Here is a 20,622-nt window from a genome sequence, read left to right as displayed (position 1 = left end):
CCCTCTCAATAGTACCAATGTGGGCGGATAACTACTTGTTTATAATGATGACATTGTTGAAGGAATTCCTCTACCGTCTGCTTGATCCCATTATGTTTAACCGCAATCCCGACAATCAATTCCACTGGAACGAATTGATGAACTAAAAACTCTGCTTGCCTTCTTCTTTTCCGGTCAGGGTCTTCTTCCGTATCAAACCAAAATTGCGATCGCATAACTTCCCAATCGATTTTATTTAAATCCATTAAATCGTTATAAAAATCTGTAAAGCCCATAATGGCATGACCGTCCGTAAACATATAAGCTAATCCACTACGACGAATAAGATCGATCCTCGATACAAGGTAAACAATCTCATCCTGTCCTTTCTCGTATCCTTCTACACGACCTTTATGAATAGCATACAACATAGGGGACTTAGGAGCAAAGTAGAAAGGAACATAGTCATGTAAAGTACCATATGGAGGAAGTGGGACAAACGTCGTTGATCTTTTATCTTGTATTCGTGCATGCGCAATATCGATATAGGGGACATGATTTCTTTTTATCATGCTATACGCTACTAGCCCTCCATGACCAAAAATGGATGGGAGATTGCTGTAGTGAGTAATATGGTACAACCATTTTTTATCCAACATAATTACACTCCCATCTTATAAGCTACCAATTGCATAAAAGAAGCTGACTTCGCATATTGAGGTCAGCTTCCTAGAAAATTATTGCTCAACGTATTGACGCAAGTGATCCATTATATTCGTTTTCCACGCTTCGAACGCTGGGGCTAAATAATTTTCAACAATGTGTTGCTTCGCATTTGGATCGTTCAATTTGCCATCTAGCTTCCATGCTTCATCGGTGACAGCGGAAAACCACTCAATTTCGGCCATGATCGCCTGATCTTCCGCAAAAAAAGAAGCAAGCGACTGCTGGTTCGTCATATCAATTTGTCCAAGCGCCGTAAAAATATCGGCTAATACGACATCGGCTTGTGTCCGCTCATAATTTTGAAAACTTTCCACCACATAAGCAAATCCTTCTTCCATCGTGTCAAGCAGCGCCGCATATTGGCGGACGACGGCTAATTGCTCCGGAGTTAATTTGACCATATTTATAACCTACCTTTTTTTATCATAAAACATCCCGTCCATCGAAAAGGCTTCTTGATACGGGTTCGTGTAGTTTTGGTTCGCTTTCTTTTTTTGTTTCAACGCTTTTAAGTCTTGCTGGATTTGCTGCTTGAGTTGCGTGAGCTTTTGTGCAATCGTTTGATTGAGAGCGACCATCTCTCGCCCGAGCTGCTGCTCTTCCTCGCTATACGGCGGCGACAGCTGTTCGATTAGCTCGCCTCGCCGCTTAAGCAGCTGCTCGATCGCCGCAATCGTTTCCTCGCGCGCTTCTTTAACAACCGGCTTTTCGAGCAGCGCATACAACTCTTTCGTGACATTCCATAATTCCGCTACGACGCTCACTACGCTTGCCCACCTTGCGCATATTGCCGCTGGCGATTTAATTGGATCACTTGCTTCCACGTATCGCGGAATTCTGTCACATAGCCTTCGACTTCGTCCAAAATCGCCGCATCGCTTTTAATATTCGCTTCCACTAGCCGGCGATAGATATAGTCGTACATCGTCATCATCGACTTCGCCACTTCATAGTCCATATTGAGCGTGACCATCAGTTCTTGAATAATTTTTTGCGCCTTTAATAAATTCGTATGGCGCTCTCCGACATTGTTTTCCTCCATCGCTTTGCGCGCCATCTTAATAAATTTCAAGCAACCGTTATAAAGCATAAGCGTTAACTCACCCGGCGATGCCGTCTGCACCGCATTGGCTTGATACGATTGATATGGATTATTTGTAGCCATTGGCAACACTCCTTTTTATTATTTCGTTCCGCCCCCAAAGGCGTTCATTAAGTACGCACTTTGCGAATTCGCTTTATTAATCGCTTTCTCCATCGCTGTAAACTGCCGATAGTAGCGGTCTTCGATTTGCTTTAAGCGATTGTTAAACGCATCGATTTGGCTATTAAGTTGATTCAAATCACGGCCAATCGAAAACTGTTGGTTCGTCCAAACCGTCCGGCCAGCTTTTTGTTCGATTTTACCGATCGTGCTTTTAATCGTGTCACGTAGACGGCGGGCGATGCCTTTTGTATCAAAAGTTGTGCCGTTTGCATTAAATAATTGATATATTGAATTTGGGTCTTTTTCAATCGCTGCCCGCAATTTCGTTTCATCGATGATTAGTTTTCCGTTGTCACGATAATTGCTTGATGTCGTAATCCCGATTTCCGAAAGGGTATCGTAATTTGAATTGATCGTTGGATCGCTTACTTTGCTGTAGACATCAAGCCGCATTTGGCTTAAGCCGCCGGATAAAATCGAATCACGACGAAGAAGACCGCTTTTCGCTTTTGCTTCCCAAAGCTCGACTTGTTTCTCTGACATCGCCTGTTTTTGCTCATCCGTCAGCGGCTGATAATCGCGGTAACGTTCCTCCGATAGTTTGTCATTAATTTTACCGATAATTTCGTTATATTTGTCGACGAAGCCTTTGACTGCATTGAATATTGTATCGGTATCTGTTGTAGTCGTAACCGTTGCTGTTCCCGCTTTTTTAAGCGTATATGTCACGTTGTTAATCGTAAACGTGTTCGTTGAGCGAGTTGTCGCAAGGCCATTAATCGTAAATTGTGCATCCTCCCCTGCCGTTTTCCCCGTCAATTCTGTACCATTTGCAGCACCTGTAAACCCGAGCTGTTGGAAAAACGAAGCCGTTGTTGCGTCCCCCATCACTAAACTTGCCGCTGCTCCCGTATCTTTCTTTGTAATCGAAATTTTCCCTGTCTGCGTATCGCGGAATACAGTAATGCCAAGGTCGCTATTGCTGTTTAATTGAGAGATAACAGCATCTAATGACGAATTGGCTGCGATCGTAATCGTCACAGGGTTTGTCGGACTCGTCCCGTCACCGTTTGTTACGTTAATTTTCAATGTCGTATCTGTGCCGCTTGGTGTATAACTAGAAGCAGCTGGAGAGACCCAAGTTGCTGCTGTGGCGACTTTCGTGACCGTTAAATTTGTGCTAATATTCGCTGCAGAAGAATTTGCCGTTGCAGTAACAACACTTTCATCTGAACTCACTGCTTTCTTTTTCATCATGCTGCTCTGCAATGTTAAATTATTAAAAATATAGCTATCTAAATCTTGCAGCAACGTATTCATCGAACGATAATCATCGCGCTGCCATTCTAATATTTGTTTTTTCTGTTTTAGTTTATCAAGCGGCATGCGTTCGGCCTTCATTAAATCGCTGACAAGTTTGTCAATGTCCATGCCGCTCGCCAAGCCGCTAATGCGCATTGTGCTCACCATCGTTCCCTCCTTTAAATTTTCTTATCGACAATTAACCCAACAAACTCCATCATCGCTGCATACATATCCAACAGCTTTTTCGGCGGAATTTCGCGAATGACTTCTTTCGTCCGCTCATCGACAATTTGCACATAATATTCTTTCAGTTCATCATGCAGCTCAAACTTCAACGATGTCTGGCTCGGCTGCAAAAACTCATTCATGCCTTTAATAATGTGCTCCAGCTGATCTTTTGATAACTCCTTGGAAGATTCTTTCGTCTCTTTCTGCTCCTCCGCTTTCGGCTGATCGTCTGTCTGTTGCACCGGCACCGCATTTGAAGCCTTTTGGCTGCTTATATCCGAAAACGAAAAAGAAGGTTGTGAAGAAATACGGTCGATGGTCACCTTAGTTCGCTCCTTTGTATAAACACTTCCTACTTCTTATATCGGATCAAAATGAAGGGTTGTGAAGGGGAAGATGAGGAAAAAACAAAAACAACCCGTTAGTTGAAATAAATCATTTTTATTCAATGATATTTAAAAAACGTCTCATATTATGCAAAGGTTGCGAAACGTTAGCTATAACACGGATACGAACGTATATTCCATACTAAAGAGCCTACATAGATAGGCTCTTTAGTATAGAATCTGTTATTTTCAAAAAATGTACTTAACTCAAAACTTTCAATCGTTCCATAGCTTTTTCATATTGTTGGCTCGCTGCTTGTTGATAGAATGAAATAGCTTTATTCATATTACCAAGAACCTCATGGAATACACCTAAATTATAAGAAGCAAGGAAGCTTCCTGTCCCTTTTACACTATCGTATTTATCTGTATCTCCTATTTCTAAACATCGAAGAAAAGTTTGCTCAATGAGCGGAAATAAGTGAATATATTTATTAACATCGCTAAAAATTAAGTCCATATAAAATAAACCGCATGCGAAATGAAAATCTGGAGAATCAGCAAATCGATCCCGCTCTGTTTCAATTAATTGTAAACCTCTCTCAAACGATTTATTTCCTATAATCGTATATAAATAATCAATAATTAAACTATGGCGGTACCATGATTTCAATGGGACAAGATGGTAGCTCTTTTCAAAATACAACTCCGCTTGTCGCAGTTGTTGTCGCAACTTGTATTGTTTTCCTACTTGATACAAAACGTAATCATTAAGAGGATCTCTTTCTAATTCCAGCAACAACAACTTGAGGTTTCGTCCCGTTTTATCTGTATAAACGTATCCGTCATGATACACTTCGATATCCAAGTTTTGTCTTGGTAAATCGGACTCTACCTGCTCATGAACTCTTCCGACATATTTTACACCTTTAGGCAACAACCGAGATAAATAAGACTGAGCATATCTTTTCTCTCCATCTTGAATAAACTCATCAATTCTTTTAATCCGACCAATTACTCTTTCGTTTTTTTCTATAAAGGTACGTATCCTGCTTCCGCAGTTATTCATTATATATTCATCTGCATCCAATACTAAATTCCAGTCACTTGTGGACTTTTTAATGGCGTAATTCCGAGCTGCGGAAAAATCATTTATCCATTCAAAATCGAATACTTTCGCACCAAATGCATAAGCGATTTCCTTTGTACGATCTGTAGATCCTGTATCGACAATCACCATCTCATCGACAATATCTTTCACACTTTGCAGACAACGGCTAAGATGCCGTTCTTCATTTTTTACAATCATGACTAACGCTAATGTTGTCAAGGTTTCACCCCATAAACGTTCATAAATTCCTTTAATGCCTCGCACCAATGTCTTAATTCCTTAAATCCATTTAATCGCAGAGCCATATGATCCAATACAGAATACGCAGGGCGTTGAGCAGGTCTTGGATAGTCTTTCGTTTTACAAGGATTAACTACTATATTAACATTAGCCTGTTCGAAAATGGCTTTTGCAAATTCATACCAAGAACAGTGTCCTGAATTAGAAATATGATAGACTCCATATTTTTCAGTCTGAATCAGTTGGAAAATGTAGCTAGCCAAATCAACCGCATAAGTTGGGCATCCAATTTGATCATCAACCACGAACAGTTCTCTTTTTTCTTGCGCTAGTGTTAACATTGCTTTCACAAAATTATTTCCATGTTTTCCGTAAACCCACGATGTTCGAATAATAAAAAATTTAGAATGAAGGTCTCTTACAAACTGTTCACCGGCCAGTTTGCTTTTTCCATATACACTTATCGGATTCGTAAAAGCAAACTCGTTATAAGGTACGTTGGCGGTGCCGTCAAACACATAATCGGTACTTATATAAACAAACTTAGCACCTATACGTTCTGACGCTACGGCTATGTTTCTTGTTCCGTATGCATTCACTAAAAATGCTTGGTCTGGTTCGGACTCTGCCGCATCTACCTTTGTATAAGCAGCAGCATGAATAACAACACTAGGATGGATATGGTCAATCACACTCTTCACTTGCTGAAAATCCGTTATATCAAGTTCTGTTCGTCCATATCCATATATTTCATATTCCATGTCTTTTAACAATTTGACCATCTCTGTGCCAAATTGTCCTTTCGCACCAGTAACTAATATTTTTTGTTTACCCATTCTCTTTCACCATATTGCTTTTGATAATAAGCCATATATTCTCCAGACTTAATGCGTTTCCACCAATCTGGGTTATTGATGTACCATTGAATCGTTTCCTCAATTCCTTTGTCAAACGTATATTGTGGTTTCCATCCGAGTTCTGTCATAATTTTTGTAGAATCGATTGCATAGCGACGGTCATGCCCTGGACGATCCGCTACATATTTAATTAACGACCTGGAAACCCCAAGTTTTTCAACAATTAAATGGACTATTTCGTTATTTGTCCGTTCATTATGCCCGCCGATATTATATACTTCTCCTGGTTTACCTTTATGGATAACTAAATCAATAGCTGCACAATGATCTTTTACATGGAGCCAATCACGAATGTTTTGGCCGTCGCCATAAATAGGAAGTTCTTTTCCTTCCAATGCGTTTGTTATCATTAATGGAATAAGCTTTTCAGGAAAATGATATGGTCCATAGTTATTCGAGCAACGTGTAATATTCACATTTAATCCATATGTTTCATGATATGCCCTTACAAGCAAATCCGCACTTGCCTTGCTTGCTGAGTAAGGGCTGTTTGGAGCAAGCGGCGTCTCTTCCGTGAAATACCCTGTATCTCCTAGACTGCCGTACACTTCATCCGTAGAAATTTGGACATACTTTTGAATATTGTTCGCCCTCGCGACATCTAACAATACTTGAGTCCCCAATACGTTTGTTTTAACGAAAACATTTGGGTCGGAAATACTGCGATCCACATGCGATTCAGCAGCGAAATTAACAATCACATCAATATGGTGAGACTTTACAATATAATCAACAAGTTGATCGTTTCTAATATCACCCTTAACAAAGACATATCGTGGATGTTCTTGAATATCTTTTAAATTTTCTAAATTACCAGCATAAGTTAATAAGTCGTAATTAACGATTTTATATTCAGGATATTTATTCAACATATAACGGACAAAATTGCTGCCGATAAAGCCTGCTCCACCAGTTACTAAAAGATTCATAGAGTTCTCTCCCACACAAAATTCATTTCTGCATCGGCTAACAATGGATGATTTGCGTCTTTTTCCGAAAGAACAGGATTCGTTACTGGCCAATCAATCCCTAATGCCGGATCATTCCAAAGAATTCCCCGATCATGCTCAAGAGAATAATATTCGTCAACTTTATATTGAACTTCTGTGTTTTCTATCAACGTACAAAAACCGTGTGCAAATCCTTTAGGAACTAACAATTGCCGTTTATTGTCCGCACTCAAAATAAATCCTTGCCATTTCCCAAACGTCGGTGAGCCTTTACGAATATCAACGATCACATCATAAATAACACCACGAGTCACACGAACGAGTTTTGTTTGGGCTTTCGGATTTAGTTGATAGTGTAACCCTCGAATTGTTCCCGTTTTTACAGAAAGAGAATGGTTATCTTGCACAAACTGGATATCAAAACCTAGTTTACGAAATGTTTGTTCATTATAACTTTCCATAAAAAAACCGCGCTCATCTTTGTAAACTGTAGGCTCCAATACAAATACACCGTCAAATATTGTTTGAATCACCCTCATGCCATTCATCCTTCGATTATTTCATGTTTTTATTAAACAAACCGCCAAAATCAACATCTTTTGCAAGTTCATTGGCCCGCAAATAAGATGAATGCGTACCGGCATCCGTCCACCATCCATCCAAAACGTCATACGTTAACTCATTTCTCTCAATATAGGCGTTATTTACGTCGGTAATTTCCAGTTCTCCTCGTGCCGATGGCTTTAATGCTTTAATAATGTCAAATACTTTTGCATCGTACATATAAATTCCCGTTACCGCATAACGGCTTTTCGGCTTCTTTGGCTTTTCTTCTATACTCTTAATACGATTGCCTTCGAGTTCAGGAACACCAAATCGCTCAGGATCCTCTACCTCTTTAATTAAAATTTTCGCTCCCGCCCCTTGTTCTTTAAAATTTTTAACATATTGCACAATACTATCAGAAAATACGTTATCTCCCAAAATAACTGTCATTAAATCATTGCCGACAAATGCTTCACATAACCCTAACGCTTGCGCAATTCCACCAGCCTGGTCCTGCACTTTATACGTAAACTGAACATCAAATTCAGAACCACTGCCTAAAAGATTAACAACGTCCCCCATATGTTCACGGCCAGTCACAATTAAAATATCAGTAATATTAGCCTCTTTCAGTTTATAAATGGCATGGTAAATCATCGGATATTTGCCAACTGGAAGCAAATGTTTATTTGTTACTTTCGTTAGCGGATAAAGGCGGGATCCCGTCCCACCGGCGAGAATGATGCCTTTCATTTATATAGCCTCCTACCAATTATTCACTTCACAATTGTATGGACAATGCGCCTAACAATAGACCGATCCATCTCTTCCCAAAACGGAAGACTTAGAACCCGCTTTGTCACTTCATTTGTTACCATAAGATCGGCGCATGGACAATTCATGAACTGCTTTTGCTGATGACAGGCTGGAGAAAAATAAGAAACAGTTTGAATATTGTGATGTTCAAATTTTTCTATATAAAACGTATTCTGCTCATCTTGAGGACACAATATTGAAAAAAATTGAAAAGGTATTCTCCCCTTCGTTGTTTGAACACCCCATCCTTGCTGCAATAGGCCTGCTTCTATTATTTCCTCAAGATAAATATTATAAAGTTGTTCTCTTTGTGAAATTTTTTGCTGGTACACATCTAATGTAGCTAATCCGATCGCCGCGAAATATTCAGACATTTTTCCGTTAAGTCCGAACGCAATCGACTCCCGCTTTCCATAATAACCAAAATTAGCGGCAATCCTAATATTTTTTACTAACTCTTGATCATAGCTATAGATTAATCCACCTTCACCAATTCCAAAAGATTTCGTAGCGTGGAAACTAAAGACAACCGCCCCACCGAAACCCTGACCGATATGTTGTCCATTATAGGTAGTACCAAAGCAAGGCGCCGCATCTACAACCACTGGAATACCCGATTGATGTAGCTGCTGGTAATAAGAAAGATCTAAATAGTTCCCAAATGTAGCATATGGAACAACAACCGCCACTTCATCTCCCAGTTGATGCAACACTTCTTCCAGTTGTGTTTCGTTCATAAACCAATCATCTTCATTTATATCGATAAAATAAGGTTCTAATCCACACCACATAGCAGCTAAAGGCGTCGCGGAAAATGTAAAACTTGGCATAAGAGCATATTTGCCCTGAGGTCGTTTCAGCTGAGAAATCGCCAAAATCAATCCTAGCGTCGCATTATTTACAGTGGTTACAGCCCCTGAATCATTGAAATATTCGCTTAAAATTCTCTTTTCAAACTTGTCGTTTAATGGACCGTAATTCGTGTAAATTTTACTATTGTCTATTTCTAGAATATAGTGTTTATATGAATCTAATGTTATTAAGTTCGGCTTTAAAAAAGGAATTTTTTCCATCCAAACTGATTCCTCACTGTTTTAGTTTATACTAAATTAATTGGTACTCATTAAGAAAATTTTTCACGATATCTTTGGAATTAAACATTAACACATCAATGATCGACAACCATGGAATAAATTCAGCACCGAATTGTTTATATTGTATTAGTTTAGGTTTTAAAAAATAAAGCTCTAAACCTTCTTCCCTAAATCTCGCTTTAGAATAAAGCTCTGTACCCCCGATAGGATTAATATAGCAATCAGATTTCAATAATTTATTAATTTCGATAATTTTTTCCTGACCTTTTAACGCATTATTTTTATTGATTTCAGACGAAAAAATAAAACGAGTCTTTATTTCCAAATAACCACAAATCGCTACTAACGATTGATATATAAAAGAGCATACATTTCGATCCTGATGGCTTATAATATGCTGTATAAGAGGATACACCTCGTTAAAAAAGGGGGCTTTCCGATAGCTATGCTCAATTAATTGCAATAGCTTTCCTTTTTCATAATCAAACTGGTCGGAAAAAAATTTTTCTTTAATAATCGTTTCTCTTGGCGATTTTTGCAAACTTAATGTAAATAGATAGTCTTTGTCGTTGACTAACAGCCTATTCCTATGAATCCATCCCTTTTTAATAAACTGAACATCATCATATAACACAAATACATCAACAGTGTGGATAAGCTGAAAATATCCAATATAGGGAAATAAATAAGGCTGCATAATTGCTATTTTCACAAACATCCCCGCTTCCTATATAAATGCACATTGAAGTGTTAACATTTTTCGACTTTCGAGCGACCCAACAACACCGCTTCCCAGACAAATAAATTTGTCTGGGAAGCGGCTCGTTGTTCGGTTCTCTATCACGCGAACGCGTAACGCAGGCAAGCCTTTGGCTTGCCTCCGACAGTCGAAAAAACAAGTTAAACTCCCCAGTTGCATGTATATACATAAACAAAATTGCTGTTCTATTTAAACTCATTTTTCAATATGTCGCCTTCCTCCAAATAATGTATCTTTCCTATAATTTTTCCGAATTTTACAAACTTACCATCCTTTCTAAAGACAATGTTATCGTCATAAATAAACGCTATCTGTAAGTTTTTATAATCATCTAATTTTGACAAAAGATACTTGTTTGTAATAACACGCGCTTCTAATACAATAAACTCTTGATTTTTGAAAGTAAATCGTGCCCCCTGCGATCTAACGCCAAAAGCCTTGACTTGCTTGCAAATCTTCTCAGCACTATCATCAAAATTGATGAGTAAATCGCTGTGAGAACTTGAAAAATAAATATAGTTCTCTCCAATTATCTGTGATTTTTTCGGGGAAAAGTTCACTCGAATAGCTTCTTTAAACGCGTCAACTTCAGCGATAAAACATAGTTTATATAGCAATCCTAAGTCTAAATCATCACTATAATGAAATTTAACTTGTGAAATAATATCACCTGAATCAATATCATCATCCATTATATGGCATGTCGCCCCCGGATCTTTATTAAACAGGATCGCTCCATTAATCGGGCTTTTCCCCCTTAAATCCGGCAAGTATGAGGGATGAATATTAACAAAGATCTGATGCCCTTTTTTGAGCTGGGAAACAGGCAGTATAAATGGGCAACCATTTGAGACTAAAACATCAAAATCTGTATTTATAATTTTTGATAAAAGCTCGTTTTTATTATGAAATATTTCATATTTTGTACCTGTTTTATCTAGGTATGTTTGAACATAGTTGAAAGTAGGAATAAGTATTTTCTCGATGTGATACCCAGATTCTATTAAAAATTTCAAAACCCCAACCCTGTTTCCAACGAAAAGATATTTTTTCAATTACAAGTCGACCCCTTTTTATAAGTAAATCGTCATCTAATTTTGTTTTACATCCAGCTTACTACCTTCCACGTTATACCATATCAGCTCGTATTGAGATAAAAACGGAAACGAAAAATCGGAAATTCTTTATTGCAACTTATATATATTTATTTCTCAAATTGAACATATGCTAATTTTAAAAAGCTGATGTGGATTAGGAATCTTTAGACAATATCTGCACTCTAACATTGAATATCGGTTTTTTGAACGTTTCCTACAATTTCAGTAGTTAGTATTTCAAAGTTGGACTTCAATTCTTCGTAATCAAGCAAATTTGTTTGAGACTCATTAATATACAATTGTAGGACATAGTGAGCCGTTTTGAGCACGTTATTCAATGCCAGCTTATAATCCGTTTCAACTGCTAAAAAACCTTTGTTACGCGATTGTGTTATTAAGTATATCCAATCTCCTATCGCATTCTTGGCAAACTTTAATGATTTTTGATTTTGACCGGGATGTTGCCTAAAGTAACTTAATGGTTCAGATATATATACAGCCTTTCCTTTCTCTAAGAGCAATATCCACGATGTCAAATCATTAAGTATTGGGACTCTTCGGCCATTAATATGCCCAAAGGTCTCGCACAAATGTTGCTTTTTAAATAGCACAGTCGTTGGCTCCCCTATGGCATTAACGTTATTTTTAAGCATATAATCTCCCAGTACTTTTCCGTCAATAATCGTATCTTCATAAAAAAGTTTCTTAGTAGTTGGCAAATCAGGTAGCTCATATCCGTTTTCGTCAATCAATTTTCTATACGATGTAACAAGTATCACATCTTTATGAGTTTCAAAATACTGAATCATCTTTTCTATTTTTTCTGGATGAAACAAATCGTCATCCATTAAATAATTAATATATTGACCTTTAGCTAACTCAAAACAGCGATCAAAATTTCCGGCTACCAATGGCGGATCATTTCTATAGTATTTAATGTGACTGTATTTCTTTAAATAAGGCTCTATTACATTTTTCACCCCATCATTTGTACTATCATCGCACACAATGATCTCAATATTTTCATAAGTTTGATTTAGTACGCTTTGTAAAGCAAGTTCAAAATAATACGGACGATTATAAGTAGGGATTAACACACTCACAAGAGGCAAAAACTGTTTATTTAATCTCCGGACTTCTTCTCCATAGACGTCCATAAATTTTCTTCTATACTTATCAAAACCATTTTTCACATTCACTATACCGCAATCGTGTATGCACCATGGCTCATTTTGGCGTACAATCCCTACCTCGTAACCCGCTAGCCAAAACTCTTGACATTGCGAAAGGTCATAAAAATGCCAGCCCGTAAACAAATCATCCCGCCATGGAATGTCGTATTGAGTAACCATTATTAAACCATCGATCGCTTGAACAGGTTCATAATCTAGTTCTGTATCTTTAAAACTTAATAACTTCATTTCCCCAGTATGACTGTCATAAACCTTGCCAAATCGTTGCGTGCTCTCCCACCAAACACCGTTTTTTGGAATTGTTTTAGCCCCAGCTACTCCAATCAACCCTAATTTAGGATACTTTTCAAAAAGAGCAATAATATCATATAAGAAATTTTTGTTAACTATAAACACATCCTGATGCAAATACACTTTATACTTTGCATCTGTCTGCCTCATTCCTTGATTGTATCCTGAAGTGATACTGTAAGCACCTTCGATAGCAATTAATTCAATTTCATATCCCACTGGCACATGAAGAGATTTTACATACCGTACAGATTCTTCATATAAAGCTCGATTATTAACACAACAAATAAAGGCAATTTTTTTGTCATTCATTACAAAGACTCTCCTCTTGCAACCTTTAATAAATCTAATACTTGTTCATCAGGCTGCTGAATTTGCTGTAAGAATCTTTCTGCCAATTCGTATTCCCCATAATAAAGCAGTACATAACCTAAATTGTAAAGAGTATCTCCATTCGTTGGATCAAGGTCGTAAGCAACATGAAAATAAGGCAAAACATGTTCGTGCAACCCGTGCTCAAAACAAATTATCGCAAGGGACTGAAGCACTTTAATTTTGTCGATGATGCATGTGTTCAATACTTCTTTTATAAGCGTTTCATCAATTTCATTTCCCCTTAATTCCTGCACAATTGCTTGTTTCGTTTCTTCTAAATCAACCTCGAACTCCAATCGACGCAACAAAAATGTAAGCGTTTGAACGTTTTTCAGCGGCTTTTCATTAATTTCCTCAAACAACTTTTGAACCTCTTCATCCGGATTTTTAATGAAGGACAAATATCGGTTAGCCAATTCTTTCTCTCCATACGAATTCAGCACAAAAGCTAAATTATAAAGGGTATCCGCATGATCTGGTTCCATTTCAAAAGCAGCGTGCAAATAAGGTAAAACATGTTCATGATGTCCAGCTGCAAAATTTTCAATTGCCAATCGATTCAATACATCCAATGAATTATGATTATTTTCTTTAATTGTGGTAATAATTTGTTCTGGCAAATAATTCTGTAATTCTGCCCATACGTTTTTCCCAGACATAAGCTCATCTAGTAAGGATAAGAGTTGACGATTTTCAAACTGTGCAGCCACTAAAAAGTAGCTGGACTCCAGCATCGGACGAACACTATCTCCATATATAGTCGCTAACTGATCCATAAAATGCTGCTGGCTGTCGCTAATAAAAGGCTTTAGTCCAGAGATAGAGGTTCGGAATCCCGCTTCTTTTAACAGGTAGTAAATTTGTGAAAAACTGTACATATTACGATCCAAAACAGGGTTACCGCCGTCTAATAAGTCCTGTATCACTAAGCAATGGCCAATATTAGGAAGCTTCGCAATAAACAATCCATTCTCTTTAAGATGCCTTACAATAAATTGAAGCAGCCTTTTATCTAGCAAAAAAGTGTCGCCGCTAAATAAAATGGCATCAAACTCCCGATCAATGATGTCATGATGCTCAAAGCTGTCAGTCATGATCGCGAACCTGCTTGCCTCTTCAATTGAAAATGGATTTTTCTCAACACCATATAATTGGGCAAGTGGATACTCATTTTTCACTTTCAACAAAGTACCGCCTGATCCAGCACCAATATGAAGCACACAAAGTGCTTCGTCTTTACGCGCCTTTATGCATTCCACCATTTCACAGTCCACTCGATATGAATTCGAATCTGTTCCCCATTTTTCCTTAAACTTCTTCTCATTTTCAGTCAAAACGCGAGAATAGGCATTAACATCCTTTTTCCACGATACACTTCCGTAGTGGTGAATAAACGTATCTTTACAGAGCATCAAACGGTATCCTGCTTTGCGTAAGCGGACCGAGTAATCGTCATCCTCAAAATTCCCCGGCGTAAACTGTTCATCAAGAAATCCTACTCTATTTACAGCCTCTCTTTTCATTAACATGCAAAAACCAATTAATTTTAACCTTTCTTCCCATTTATTAGGGTTAGAAACATTATAGCCTGCGGCAAACCGATGCATTTCATCAATCGATGTATAGTTCACCGGAATCGTTGAATAATATGCTGCCGAGTTGGTTATGGGTCCGACCGCCCCAATATCATCAGAACTATACAGGCATATTAACAAATTATCAAGCCAATTTTTCGTTACGACTGTGTCGTTATTTAAAAGCAGAATATTATCTCCTGATGCAATCTCTATTCCTTGATTGCAGCCTTTCGGAAACCCCAAATTTTCATCATTAAAAATGGCTTGGATGTCGCGTTGTTGTTTCAACCACTCTACTGTTCCATCAGTAGAGTGGTTGTCAACAACAATGATTTCATAGCTTTTTTCGTTTGTGTATTTTCTAATGCTTTCGATACATTGCTTTGTATAGTCAAGTTGATTATGAGTGAGAATAATGATACTTGTTTTCATATAAGTCTCCCTCTTAATTCCCTCTGCTGTATAAGCCATTTGCTGTCAGGGTAAATGTTTTTAGCCTCCTGTAAAATAGTAAGGCGTTCTTCTTGCATCCCACTTAGTTTCATCAGTTCCAACACATATTTATATAATCGAAAATCATGATGACCGAGATTGATGGCTAACAACCCATATTGAATGGCTTCTGCAAACTGTTCCTTCATGGCTAGGCCTTCAACTATATTAACAAAACCATCTGCATCCAAAGCATTGAAGTCTTCAATGCTTTGGTAAAATCCAAGAGCTACTTCAATAAATTCATAACGATGCAGCAAATGTCCAAGATAAAGATTAATTTTGTTGCTAAATTGATTTCGCAAACCAATTAATTGCTCGAATAGGTCATATTTTTGCAGTTGAATGGTTCGCTCGATTAAATGAAGATAAAAACTTTGTTCCGGAACGCAATCCGAGTCTTGAATAATAAATTTCAAAAACTCTCTTTCCTTTTCATCTCCAACTATAGTGATTAGCAATTGAACAACCTCTAATCTTCCGGAAATTAATGAAGCAATCAAAACATCGTACAAATCTAAGCAACCATTTTTTATATAAGTTTCTAAAGAATATAAAGAACCATTTAGTAATTGTGTAATTGCTTCTTCATATTCTCCTTTTAAAATATTTAGTTTAATTTCGAATCCTTTTCTAACGTATTCTTCTTTTAACTTTGAAACATAATATTCAGTAATCGCTTCTAGGCCTAAGTTAAGAGCAACTCTTAATAAAAGCAATATATCCCTTTCATTAGTAAACCAATTTCGTCTTTCTAAAAATTGGATAACCTCATCTCCAGAATGACATTTAGCCAACAAGCCTAAAACATGATATAAGGATTCGTAACTCTTATTATTTATAGACAATGCACTCGTATAATGATGGACGGCTTCTTGTAGATTTCCTTTATGTTTATAAATATGCCCAAGTAAAATATGCGGATCATACTCTAAATACTCGATACTCTTTATAAATTTTTGATACTTATGTTTATTGTTTACTAGCTCTGATAAAACTTCTAAGGCGTCATCGTATCTATGCTGCAAATAATAAATTTCGCCTCTTAAATATTTGAAATCAGGAGTTTCACTGTAAATATGCTCGGCATCGCTTATAACATTTAACGCATCATTAAATCTTTCTAAATATTTCAAACACAAAATAATTTGCACAATACAAATTGAAACCCAACTAAATCTAAAATCAGGTTTCAACTTATAAGCCATTAGGTAATACTTTAGAGCTTCTTCTACCTCAGCTTTAGAGAGGTACTCATTTGCCAAATTAAAGTAATCAAAACCTTTACTATTAGAAAAATTCAATTCCTTTTCAATTAACGGGGCATTACGTTCATTCTTTCTCTTTTCTTTGACAGTTTGAGTCATATATCCTGAATGATAAATAATAAAAGGAATCATTTCTGTCGTTAATTCATGATTACCATTTTTTTGTAGTTGTTCGTGAATGGAGCGATAATAGCGAATATGAGGGCTATTCCGATATATTCTTGTACTTTTATGCTGAAGGACACGCTCCCCATACGTACCCATGAAGTTATAGATTGTCACATCATAACCATCTATATTTTCCTTTGAGTTTTTTAATATTGTCATTAGTTGTTGCAGGCTCTCCCTATCAACATACTCATCTGCATCAAGAACTAAAATCCATTCCCCGCTTGCTTGATTTTGTGCATAATTTCGGGCATCCGCAAAGCTATTTGTCCACTCAAAATCATATATTTTATCTACATACTTTAGAGCAATTTCTTTTGTGGAATCAGTTGACCCAGTATCAACAATAATAATTTCATCGACAATACCATGCACGGAATCAAGACAACGTTGTAATACCTTCTCTTCATTTCTCACAATTATACATAACGATAGTAATGGCTTCATGGCACACATCCCTTTTTAATTAACTCGTTTAAAAAAATATCGTGTCATTCTTATCGTAGGAAAGACACGATACTTTTTTAAACGTCCCTCTTCTAAAAAGAGGGACTTGGTTATATTAGCGAAGTAATTGAAGAACGCCTTGTGGTTGTTGGTTAGCTTGCGCAAGCATCGCTTGTGCTGCTTGAGTAAGGATGTTGTTCTTCGTGAATTCCATCATTTCTTTTGCCATGTCTACATCGCGGATGCGAGATTCAGCAGCAGTCAAGTTCTCCGATGATGTTGACAAGTTGTTAATAGTGTGCTCTAGACGGTTTTGATATGCACCAAGTTTAGAACGTTCTTTAGACACCGCGCTAATTGCGTTATCAATCGATGCAATAGCTTGGCTCGATAAAGCGTTTGAACCAACAGAAATACCAGCCACATTAAGAGCGCCTGAACCAGTGCTCATTGAGTTAATAGACAATGAAATAATTTGATTATCATTTGCACCTACTTGGAATGTGCCAATAAATGAACCGTCTAACAAGTTTTTAGTGTTAAATTGTGTTGTGTTAGAAATGCGGTCGATTTCAGACAATAATTGATTTAACTCGTCTTGAATGTTGTTGCGGTCTGCAGTTGTGTTTGTATCGTTACCACCTTGAACTGCTAGTTCACGCATGCGTTGAAGAATCGCATGAGTTTCATTCAATGCGCCCTCTGCAGTTTGGATTAAAGAAATCGCATCTTGAGAGTTTTTCGCAGCCATATCTAACCCGCGAATTTGACCGCGCATTTTTTCAGAGATCGCAAGACCTGCTGCGTCATCGCCGGCACGGTTGATGCGAAGACCAGAAGATAACTTCTCCATGTTTTTAGCTGCTGCGCTTGTACCCGATGTTAGTTGGCGGTAAGTGTTAAGAGCTGCAATATTATGATTGATTCTCATTGTTTTTTCCTCCTTGAATGTGTTTTTTCCACGTCCGTGTGGTTGGCTGCAGTTTCGAAAGTCGGCCGCCTTTCTTACCTGCGTTCACTTTTATTATCGGATTAGTTATTTAAAAGTTTAATAGTTTTTTTGTAAAAAAATTAGATTTTAATGTCAAGAAATTGTGAAAATGGAGATGGTTGTTGAATCTCTTTGATGTTGTGCGCTGGGTCGTCCTTATGTCTATTAATGATTTCATTCAGCGCTTGTTCGGCAATTTGTTTATTGTCTTCGACCACGCGCGCAATCACCCCTTGAACTTGCACTCCGCCGATGCTAAGACTCATTCGTTCTCCCCCCTTTCTAGTTTTTTCAGATGGCTTTGTAATTCATGTAAAACGGTTTTCGAGGCGAGAGACGCTTCACTATTTTCCGCTTGGATAGCGAGGTAGATTTCTTTGCGGTGAATATCGACATGTTTCGGAGCATTGATTCCTAGCTTTACTTGATCGCCTTGGATAGAAAGAACAATAATCTCAATCTCCCCGCCGATTTGAATCGCTTCATGTAATCTACGCGTTAGTACAAGCACTTTTCTCGCCTCCTTTTACTTAGCTCCTGCTTTTTCAGGAAATAACCGGTGCTTCGTTCGGTAAGGTGTATTCGTTAGAATCACCTGCTTGCCTAATTTTTTTGCACGGTTTACAACAATCGGTGCCTGTAAGTTAGCAGTTGTATTCTCAAACGGATCAGCAACCGTTAAAATAACGTATACTGCCACATCACGTTCAGACGAAAGTTCAAGCCGTTCGATAGTTTGCTCATCCAGTTCAATATCGTAGTCTGGAAAATACAAAAACGGGTCAATCATTGCAAATCCAAGTACTGGTGTCTTCACCGACTGTAAAATAATAAAAGGGGTATCCTCAATCGGCAACAAAACAAACTGTTTTTCGTCTAAAAATCCTGGAATACCGTTTGAAAAATAAAAAATGTCTGTGCCATTAACTTCCACCTCACCGTGGTATTTTGTACGGAGTTTCATCATCCCACACCTTTAAACAGAAATTTCTACTTGATTACCAATGTTGACAAAGTCAATTTTCAACGAATTTCGCTGTGCCAAATCAACGTTTACTTTTCCTGGTGTATAGTGAATTATCGGTTTATTCGCTTTCGCCTGAACCATCGGCTTATGAACCTTCACGTCAATATGCACTTTTGCTGGTTCAAAATTAGTCTTGACGCTAAAAAGAGATGGAATCCACCCAATGTTAAATTCATACATTGGCTTGTCGCTGTTTTCTTTTGCTTGCTCGACCAGCGGCTGTCCGCCATCTTCAATTCTCATCAACTCATCTCCTTGCCGAGATACGCGGGCAATGCCTTCCAACCAGTCTTCATACCCTTTTTGCGCAAATTCTTCAATGCGGCGGAAAATATGCTTTAAGTCCATGTCTTCCCATGCTTTTGTTTGGTCAATCGTTAGTTTTGAAGGAGTGGTTTCCATCGTTAATTGGGCAGGCGGTTGCGTAATTTCTAACTCTGCCGGCGGCTGTTTTATTTCCTGCACAGGCGGAGTGGTATGAATCGCGATTTTTGCAAACGTCGATTGCAAGCGTATTTGCGGAAGCTGCATCTTTCTCCCTCCAGAGGAAAAGCTATCTTGCCCTCACAAGATAGCTTAACGTAAAAAGTCAAGAAGCGTCGGCTGAATAATACGGGCACCGACACCGAGAGCGGCACGATGTACGCTTTCTTGTGTTTTTAAATCCGTAATTACTTGCTCGATATCAGCATCTTCATTATCGGATAAAATTTTATTAGCGATTACCTCTTGTTGGTCGACCCGATCTTCCATTAATTCTATGCGGTTCATTCGTGCCCCTAATTCCGCACGGGCGCTTAGGAAATTATTTATATGCTTGTCGATGTAGCTAAGATATTGGTTAATGTCTTTCCCTGACTTCGTCGGATCGTTTAAGTCGTTGTTTAAAAATTGCAGATCACTAAATAATCTATTGCCGTTTGCCGCCGTTGCTGTAGTATCATATCCAAATATTTTCGTTGCATCCACATTTACCGGTATATAAATTCCTTGTGATAGCTCAATATTGACTTGTTGCGAGTTCGTTGGTGCAACAGGTGGGGTTTGATTCAAGTCTACCGGCTGTTTTAGTGTATCTGTTCCGTTAAAAATATATTTATCTCCTACTTTTGTATTGGCAATAGTGACAAGATGATCTGTCAATTGCTTTACTTCTTGAGCAATCGAGGCTCTTTGGCTTGATTCGTATGTGTCGTTGCTTGCCTGCACAACAAGTTCGCGGATCCTTTGTAACACTTGTGTCGCTTCATCAAGCGCCGAGTCAGAATTATCAATCCAGCTATTCGCTTCCGAAAAGTTACGCTTAAACTGCTGTACCTCAGTTAAATTCGTGCGGTACACCATCCCTTTCATCGCCACAACCGGGTCGTCCGAAGGTCGATTAATCTTTTTTCCCGTCGATAGTTGGTCTTGATATTTTCCAAGTTGTGCGTAGCTTGTGCTTAAATTTCTCAGCATATTAGAAGCCAACATTCCTTGTGTTACGCGCAT

General features: G+C 38.0%; 22 protein-coding genes and 1 pseudogene. All 23 read right to left on the bottom strand.

The annotated features are described in order from the left end of the window. Positions 1-5: 5 nt before the first annotated feature. A complete protein-coding gene (gene darT / locus GFC30_RS02595) occupies positions 6-638 on the bottom strand; it encodes a type II toxin-antitoxin system toxin DNA ADP-ribosyl transferase DarT (protein ID WP_066322775.1) in 633 nt (210 codons plus the stop codon). A gap of 78 nt (positions 639-716) precedes the next feature. Further along, a complete protein-coding gene (locus tag GFC30_RS02590) occupies positions 717-1,106 on the bottom strand; it encodes a DUF8042 domain-containing protein (RefSeq protein WP_066322774.1) in 390 nt (129 codons plus the stop codon). 9 nt (positions 1,107-1,115) lie between these two features. Beyond that, positions 1,116-1,469 (bottom strand): flagellar protein FliT, encoded by a 354-nt coding sequence (locus GFC30_RS02585; protein ID WP_066322773.1) that lies wholly within the window; start codon positions 1,467-1,469, stop codon positions 1,116-1,118. Continuing rightward, positions 1,469-1,870: a flagellar export chaperone FliS gene (gene fliS, locus GFC30_RS02580; protein WP_066322772.1), complete on the bottom strand. Its 402-nt coding sequence runs from the start codon at positions 1,868-1,870 to the stop codon at positions 1,469-1,471. The genes GFC30_RS02585 and fliS overlap by 1 nt, the downstream gene beginning before the upstream one ends. Positions 1,871-1,888: 18 nt before the next feature. Beyond that, entirely contained in the window at positions 1,889-3,382 is a 1,494-nt protein-coding gene (locus GFC30_RS02575; protein ID WP_066322771.1) for a flagellar hook-associated protein 2, read from the bottom strand. 11 nt (positions 3,383-3,393) lie between these two features. After that, entirely contained in the window at positions 3,394-3,768 is a 375-nt protein-coding gene (flaG, locus tag GFC30_RS02570) for a flagellar protein FlaG (RefSeq protein ID WP_066322770.1), read from the bottom strand. 265 nt (positions 3,769-4,033) lie between these two features. Further along, on the bottom strand, positions 4,034-5,146 hold the full coding sequence (locus GFC30_RS02565; RefSeq protein WP_238583555.1) for a glycosyltransferase family 2 protein: 1,113 nt from the start codon (positions 5,144-5,146) through the stop codon (positions 4,034-4,036). Then, the gene (gene rfbD, locus GFC30_RS02560) at positions 5,098-5,958 is read right to left on the bottom strand and encodes a dTDP-4-dehydrorhamnose reductase (RefSeq protein ID WP_066327044.1); all 861 of its coding nucleotides are present in this window, start codon (positions 5,956-5,958) and stop codon (positions 5,098-5,100) included. Before rfbD ends, GFC30_RS02565 begins: the two co-directional genes overlap by 49 nt. Further along, positions 5,937-6,968 (bottom strand): dTDP-glucose 4,6-dehydratase, encoded by a 1,032-nt coding sequence (gene rfbB, locus GFC30_RS02555; protein WP_066322769.1) that lies wholly within the window; start codon positions 6,966-6,968, stop codon positions 5,937-5,939. The genes rfbD and rfbB overlap by 22 nt, the downstream gene beginning before the upstream one ends. Then, positions 6,965-7,528 (bottom strand): dTDP-4-dehydrorhamnose 3,5-epimerase, encoded by a 564-nt coding sequence (rfbC, locus tag GFC30_RS02550; protein WP_066322768.1) that lies wholly within the window; start codon positions 7,526-7,528, stop codon positions 6,965-6,967. Before rfbC ends, rfbB begins: the two co-directional genes overlap by 4 nt. 16 nt (positions 7,529-7,544) lie before the next feature. After that, positions 7,545-8,288 carry a sugar phosphate nucleotidyltransferase gene (locus tag GFC30_RS02545; protein WP_066322767.1) on the bottom strand — a complete coding sequence of 248 codons (744 nt, stop codon included), beginning with the start codon at positions 8,286-8,288 and terminating at the stop codon, positions 7,545-7,547. A gap of 23 nt (positions 8,289-8,311) precedes the next feature. Beyond that, entirely contained in the window at positions 8,312-9,424 is a 1,113-nt protein-coding gene (locus GFC30_RS02540; protein WP_066322766.1) for an aminotransferase class I/II-fold pyridoxal phosphate-dependent enzyme, read from the bottom strand. A gap of 31 nt (positions 9,425-9,455) precedes the next feature. Further along, a complete protein-coding gene (locus tag GFC30_RS02535; RefSeq protein ID WP_066327039.1) occupies positions 9,456-10,157 on the bottom strand; it encodes a WbqC family protein in 702 nt (233 codons plus the stop codon). 233 nt (positions 10,158-10,390) lie between these two features. Next, complete coding sequence (locus tag GFC30_RS02530) at positions 10,391-11,260, bottom strand: formyltransferase family protein (protein ID WP_066322765.1); 870 nt, start codon at positions 11,258-11,260, stop codon at positions 10,391-10,393. Between the two features lie 224 nt (positions 11,261-11,484). Continuing rightward, entirely contained in the window at positions 11,485-13,098 is a 1,614-nt protein-coding gene (locus tag GFC30_RS17030) for a glycosyltransferase (protein ID WP_066322764.1), read from the bottom strand. Positions 13,099-14,075: 977 nt separating this feature from the next. Then, a pseudogene (locus GFC30_RS17750) lies at positions 14,076-15,170 on the bottom strand (glycosyltransferase); the annotation flags it as partial. Then, positions 15,167-17,113 (bottom strand): glycosyltransferase, encoded by a 1,947-nt coding sequence (locus GFC30_RS02515; protein ID WP_238583533.1) that lies wholly within the window; start codon positions 17,111-17,113, stop codon positions 15,167-15,169. The pseudogene GFC30_RS17750 and the gene GFC30_RS02515, both read right to left, overlap by 4 nt. 115 nt (positions 17,114-17,228) lie before the next feature. Continuing rightward, positions 17,229-18,044, bottom strand: coding sequence for a flagellin N-terminal helical domain-containing protein (locus tag GFC30_RS02510; RefSeq protein ID WP_066322761.1), 816 nt, complete (start codon positions 18,042-18,044; stop codon positions 17,229-17,231). Between the two features lie 140 nt (positions 18,045-18,184). Beyond that, a complete protein-coding gene (locus GFC30_RS02505) occupies positions 18,185-18,370 on the bottom strand; it encodes a hypothetical protein (protein WP_066322760.1) in 186 nt (61 codons plus the stop codon). Further along, the gene (csrA, locus tag GFC30_RS02500) at positions 18,367-18,615 is read right to left on the bottom strand and encodes a carbon storage regulator CsrA (protein ID WP_066322759.1); all 249 of its coding nucleotides are present in this window, start codon (positions 18,613-18,615) and stop codon (positions 18,367-18,369) included. The genes GFC30_RS02505 and csrA overlap by 4 nt, the downstream gene beginning before the upstream one ends. A gap of 15 nt (positions 18,616-18,630) precedes the next feature. After that, positions 18,631-19,068 (bottom strand): flagellar assembly protein FliW, encoded by a 438-nt coding sequence (gene fliW / locus GFC30_RS02495; protein ID WP_066322758.1) that lies wholly within the window; start codon positions 19,066-19,068, stop codon positions 18,631-18,633. Between the two features lie 12 nt (positions 19,069-19,080). Continuing rightward, entirely contained in the window at positions 19,081-19,662 is a 582-nt protein-coding gene (locus tag GFC30_RS02490) for a DUF6470 family protein (RefSeq protein WP_066322757.1), read from the bottom strand. A 45-nt stretch (positions 19,663-19,707) separates the two neighbouring features. Next, a complete protein-coding gene (gene flgL, locus GFC30_RS02485; protein WP_066322756.1) occupies positions 19,708-20,622 on the bottom strand; it encodes a flagellar hook-associated protein FlgL in 915 nt (304 codons plus the stop codon).

This window comes from Anoxybacillus amylolyticus, from assembly GCF_001634285.1.
In the GTDB taxonomy this organism is placed as follows: domain Bacteria; phylum Bacillota; class Bacilli; order Bacillales; family Anoxybacillaceae; genus Anoxybacteroides; species Anoxybacteroides amylolyticum.
Note: the sequence above shows the minus strand (reverse complement) of the source record. Positions and strands in the feature narration are given on the sequence as shown.

Bases quoted from the DNA above. Each gene is read 5' to 3' on its own strand.
- GFC30_RS02545 (WP_066322767.1), bottom strand. From the start codon at position 8,288: ATGAAAGGCATCATTCTCGCCGGTGGGACGGGATCCCGCCTTTATCCG.
- GFC30_RS02590 (WP_066322774.1), bottom strand. From the start codon at position 1,106: ATGGTCAAATTAACTCCGGAGCAATTAGCCGTCGTCCGCCAATATGCG.
- GFC30_RS02575 (WP_066322771.1), bottom strand. From the start codon at position 3,382: ATGGTGAGCACAATGCGCATTAGCGGCTTGGCGAGCGGCATGGACATT.
- GFC30_RS02505 (WP_066322760.1), bottom strand. From the start codon at position 18,370: ATGAGTCTTAGCATCGGCGGAGTGCAAGTTCAAGGGGTGATTGCGCGC.
- GFC30_RS02490 (WP_066322757.1), bottom strand. From the start codon at position 19,662: ATGCAGCTTCCGCAAATACGCTTGCAATCGACGTTTGCAAAAATCGCG.
- rfbD (WP_066327044.1), bottom strand. From the start codon at position 5,958: ATGGGTAAACAAAAAATATTAGTTACTGGTGCGAAAGGACAATTTGGC.
- rfbB (WP_066322769.1), bottom strand. From the start codon at position 6,968: ATGAATCTTTTAGTAACTGGTGGAGCAGGCTTTATCGGCAGCAATTTT.
- GFC30_RS02510 (WP_066322761.1), bottom strand. From the start codon at position 18,044: ATGAGAATCAATCATAATATTGCAGCTCTTAACACTTACCGCCAACTA.
- GFC30_RS02515 (WP_238583533.1), bottom strand. From the start codon at position 17,113: ATGAAGCCATTACTATCGTTATGTATAATTGTGAGAAATGAAGAGAAG.
- GFC30_RS17030 (WP_066322764.1), bottom strand. From the start codon at position 13,098: ATGAATGACAAAAAAATTGCCTTTATTTGTTGTGTTAATAATCGAGCT.
- GFC30_RS02540 (WP_066322766.1), bottom strand. From the start codon at position 9,424: ATGGAAAAAATTCCTTTTTTAAAGCCGAACTTAATAACATTAGATTCA.
- darT (WP_066322775.1), bottom strand. From the start codon at position 638: ATGTTGGATAAAAAATGGTTGTACCATATTACTCACTACAGCAATCTC.
- fliS (WP_066322772.1), bottom strand. From the start codon at position 1,870: ATGGCTACAAATAATCCATATCAATCGTATCAAGCCAATGCGGTGCAG.
- rfbC (WP_066322768.1), bottom strand. From the start codon at position 7,528: ATGAGGGTGATTCAAACAATATTTGACGGTGTATTTGTATTGGAGCCT.
- flgL (WP_066322756.1), bottom strand. From the start codon at position 20,622: ATGCGCGTAACACAAGGAATGTTGGCTTCTAATATGCTGAGAAATTTA.
- fliW (WP_066322758.1), bottom strand. From the start codon at position 19,068: ATGAAACTCCGTACAAAATACCACGGTGAGGTGGAAGTTAATGGCACA.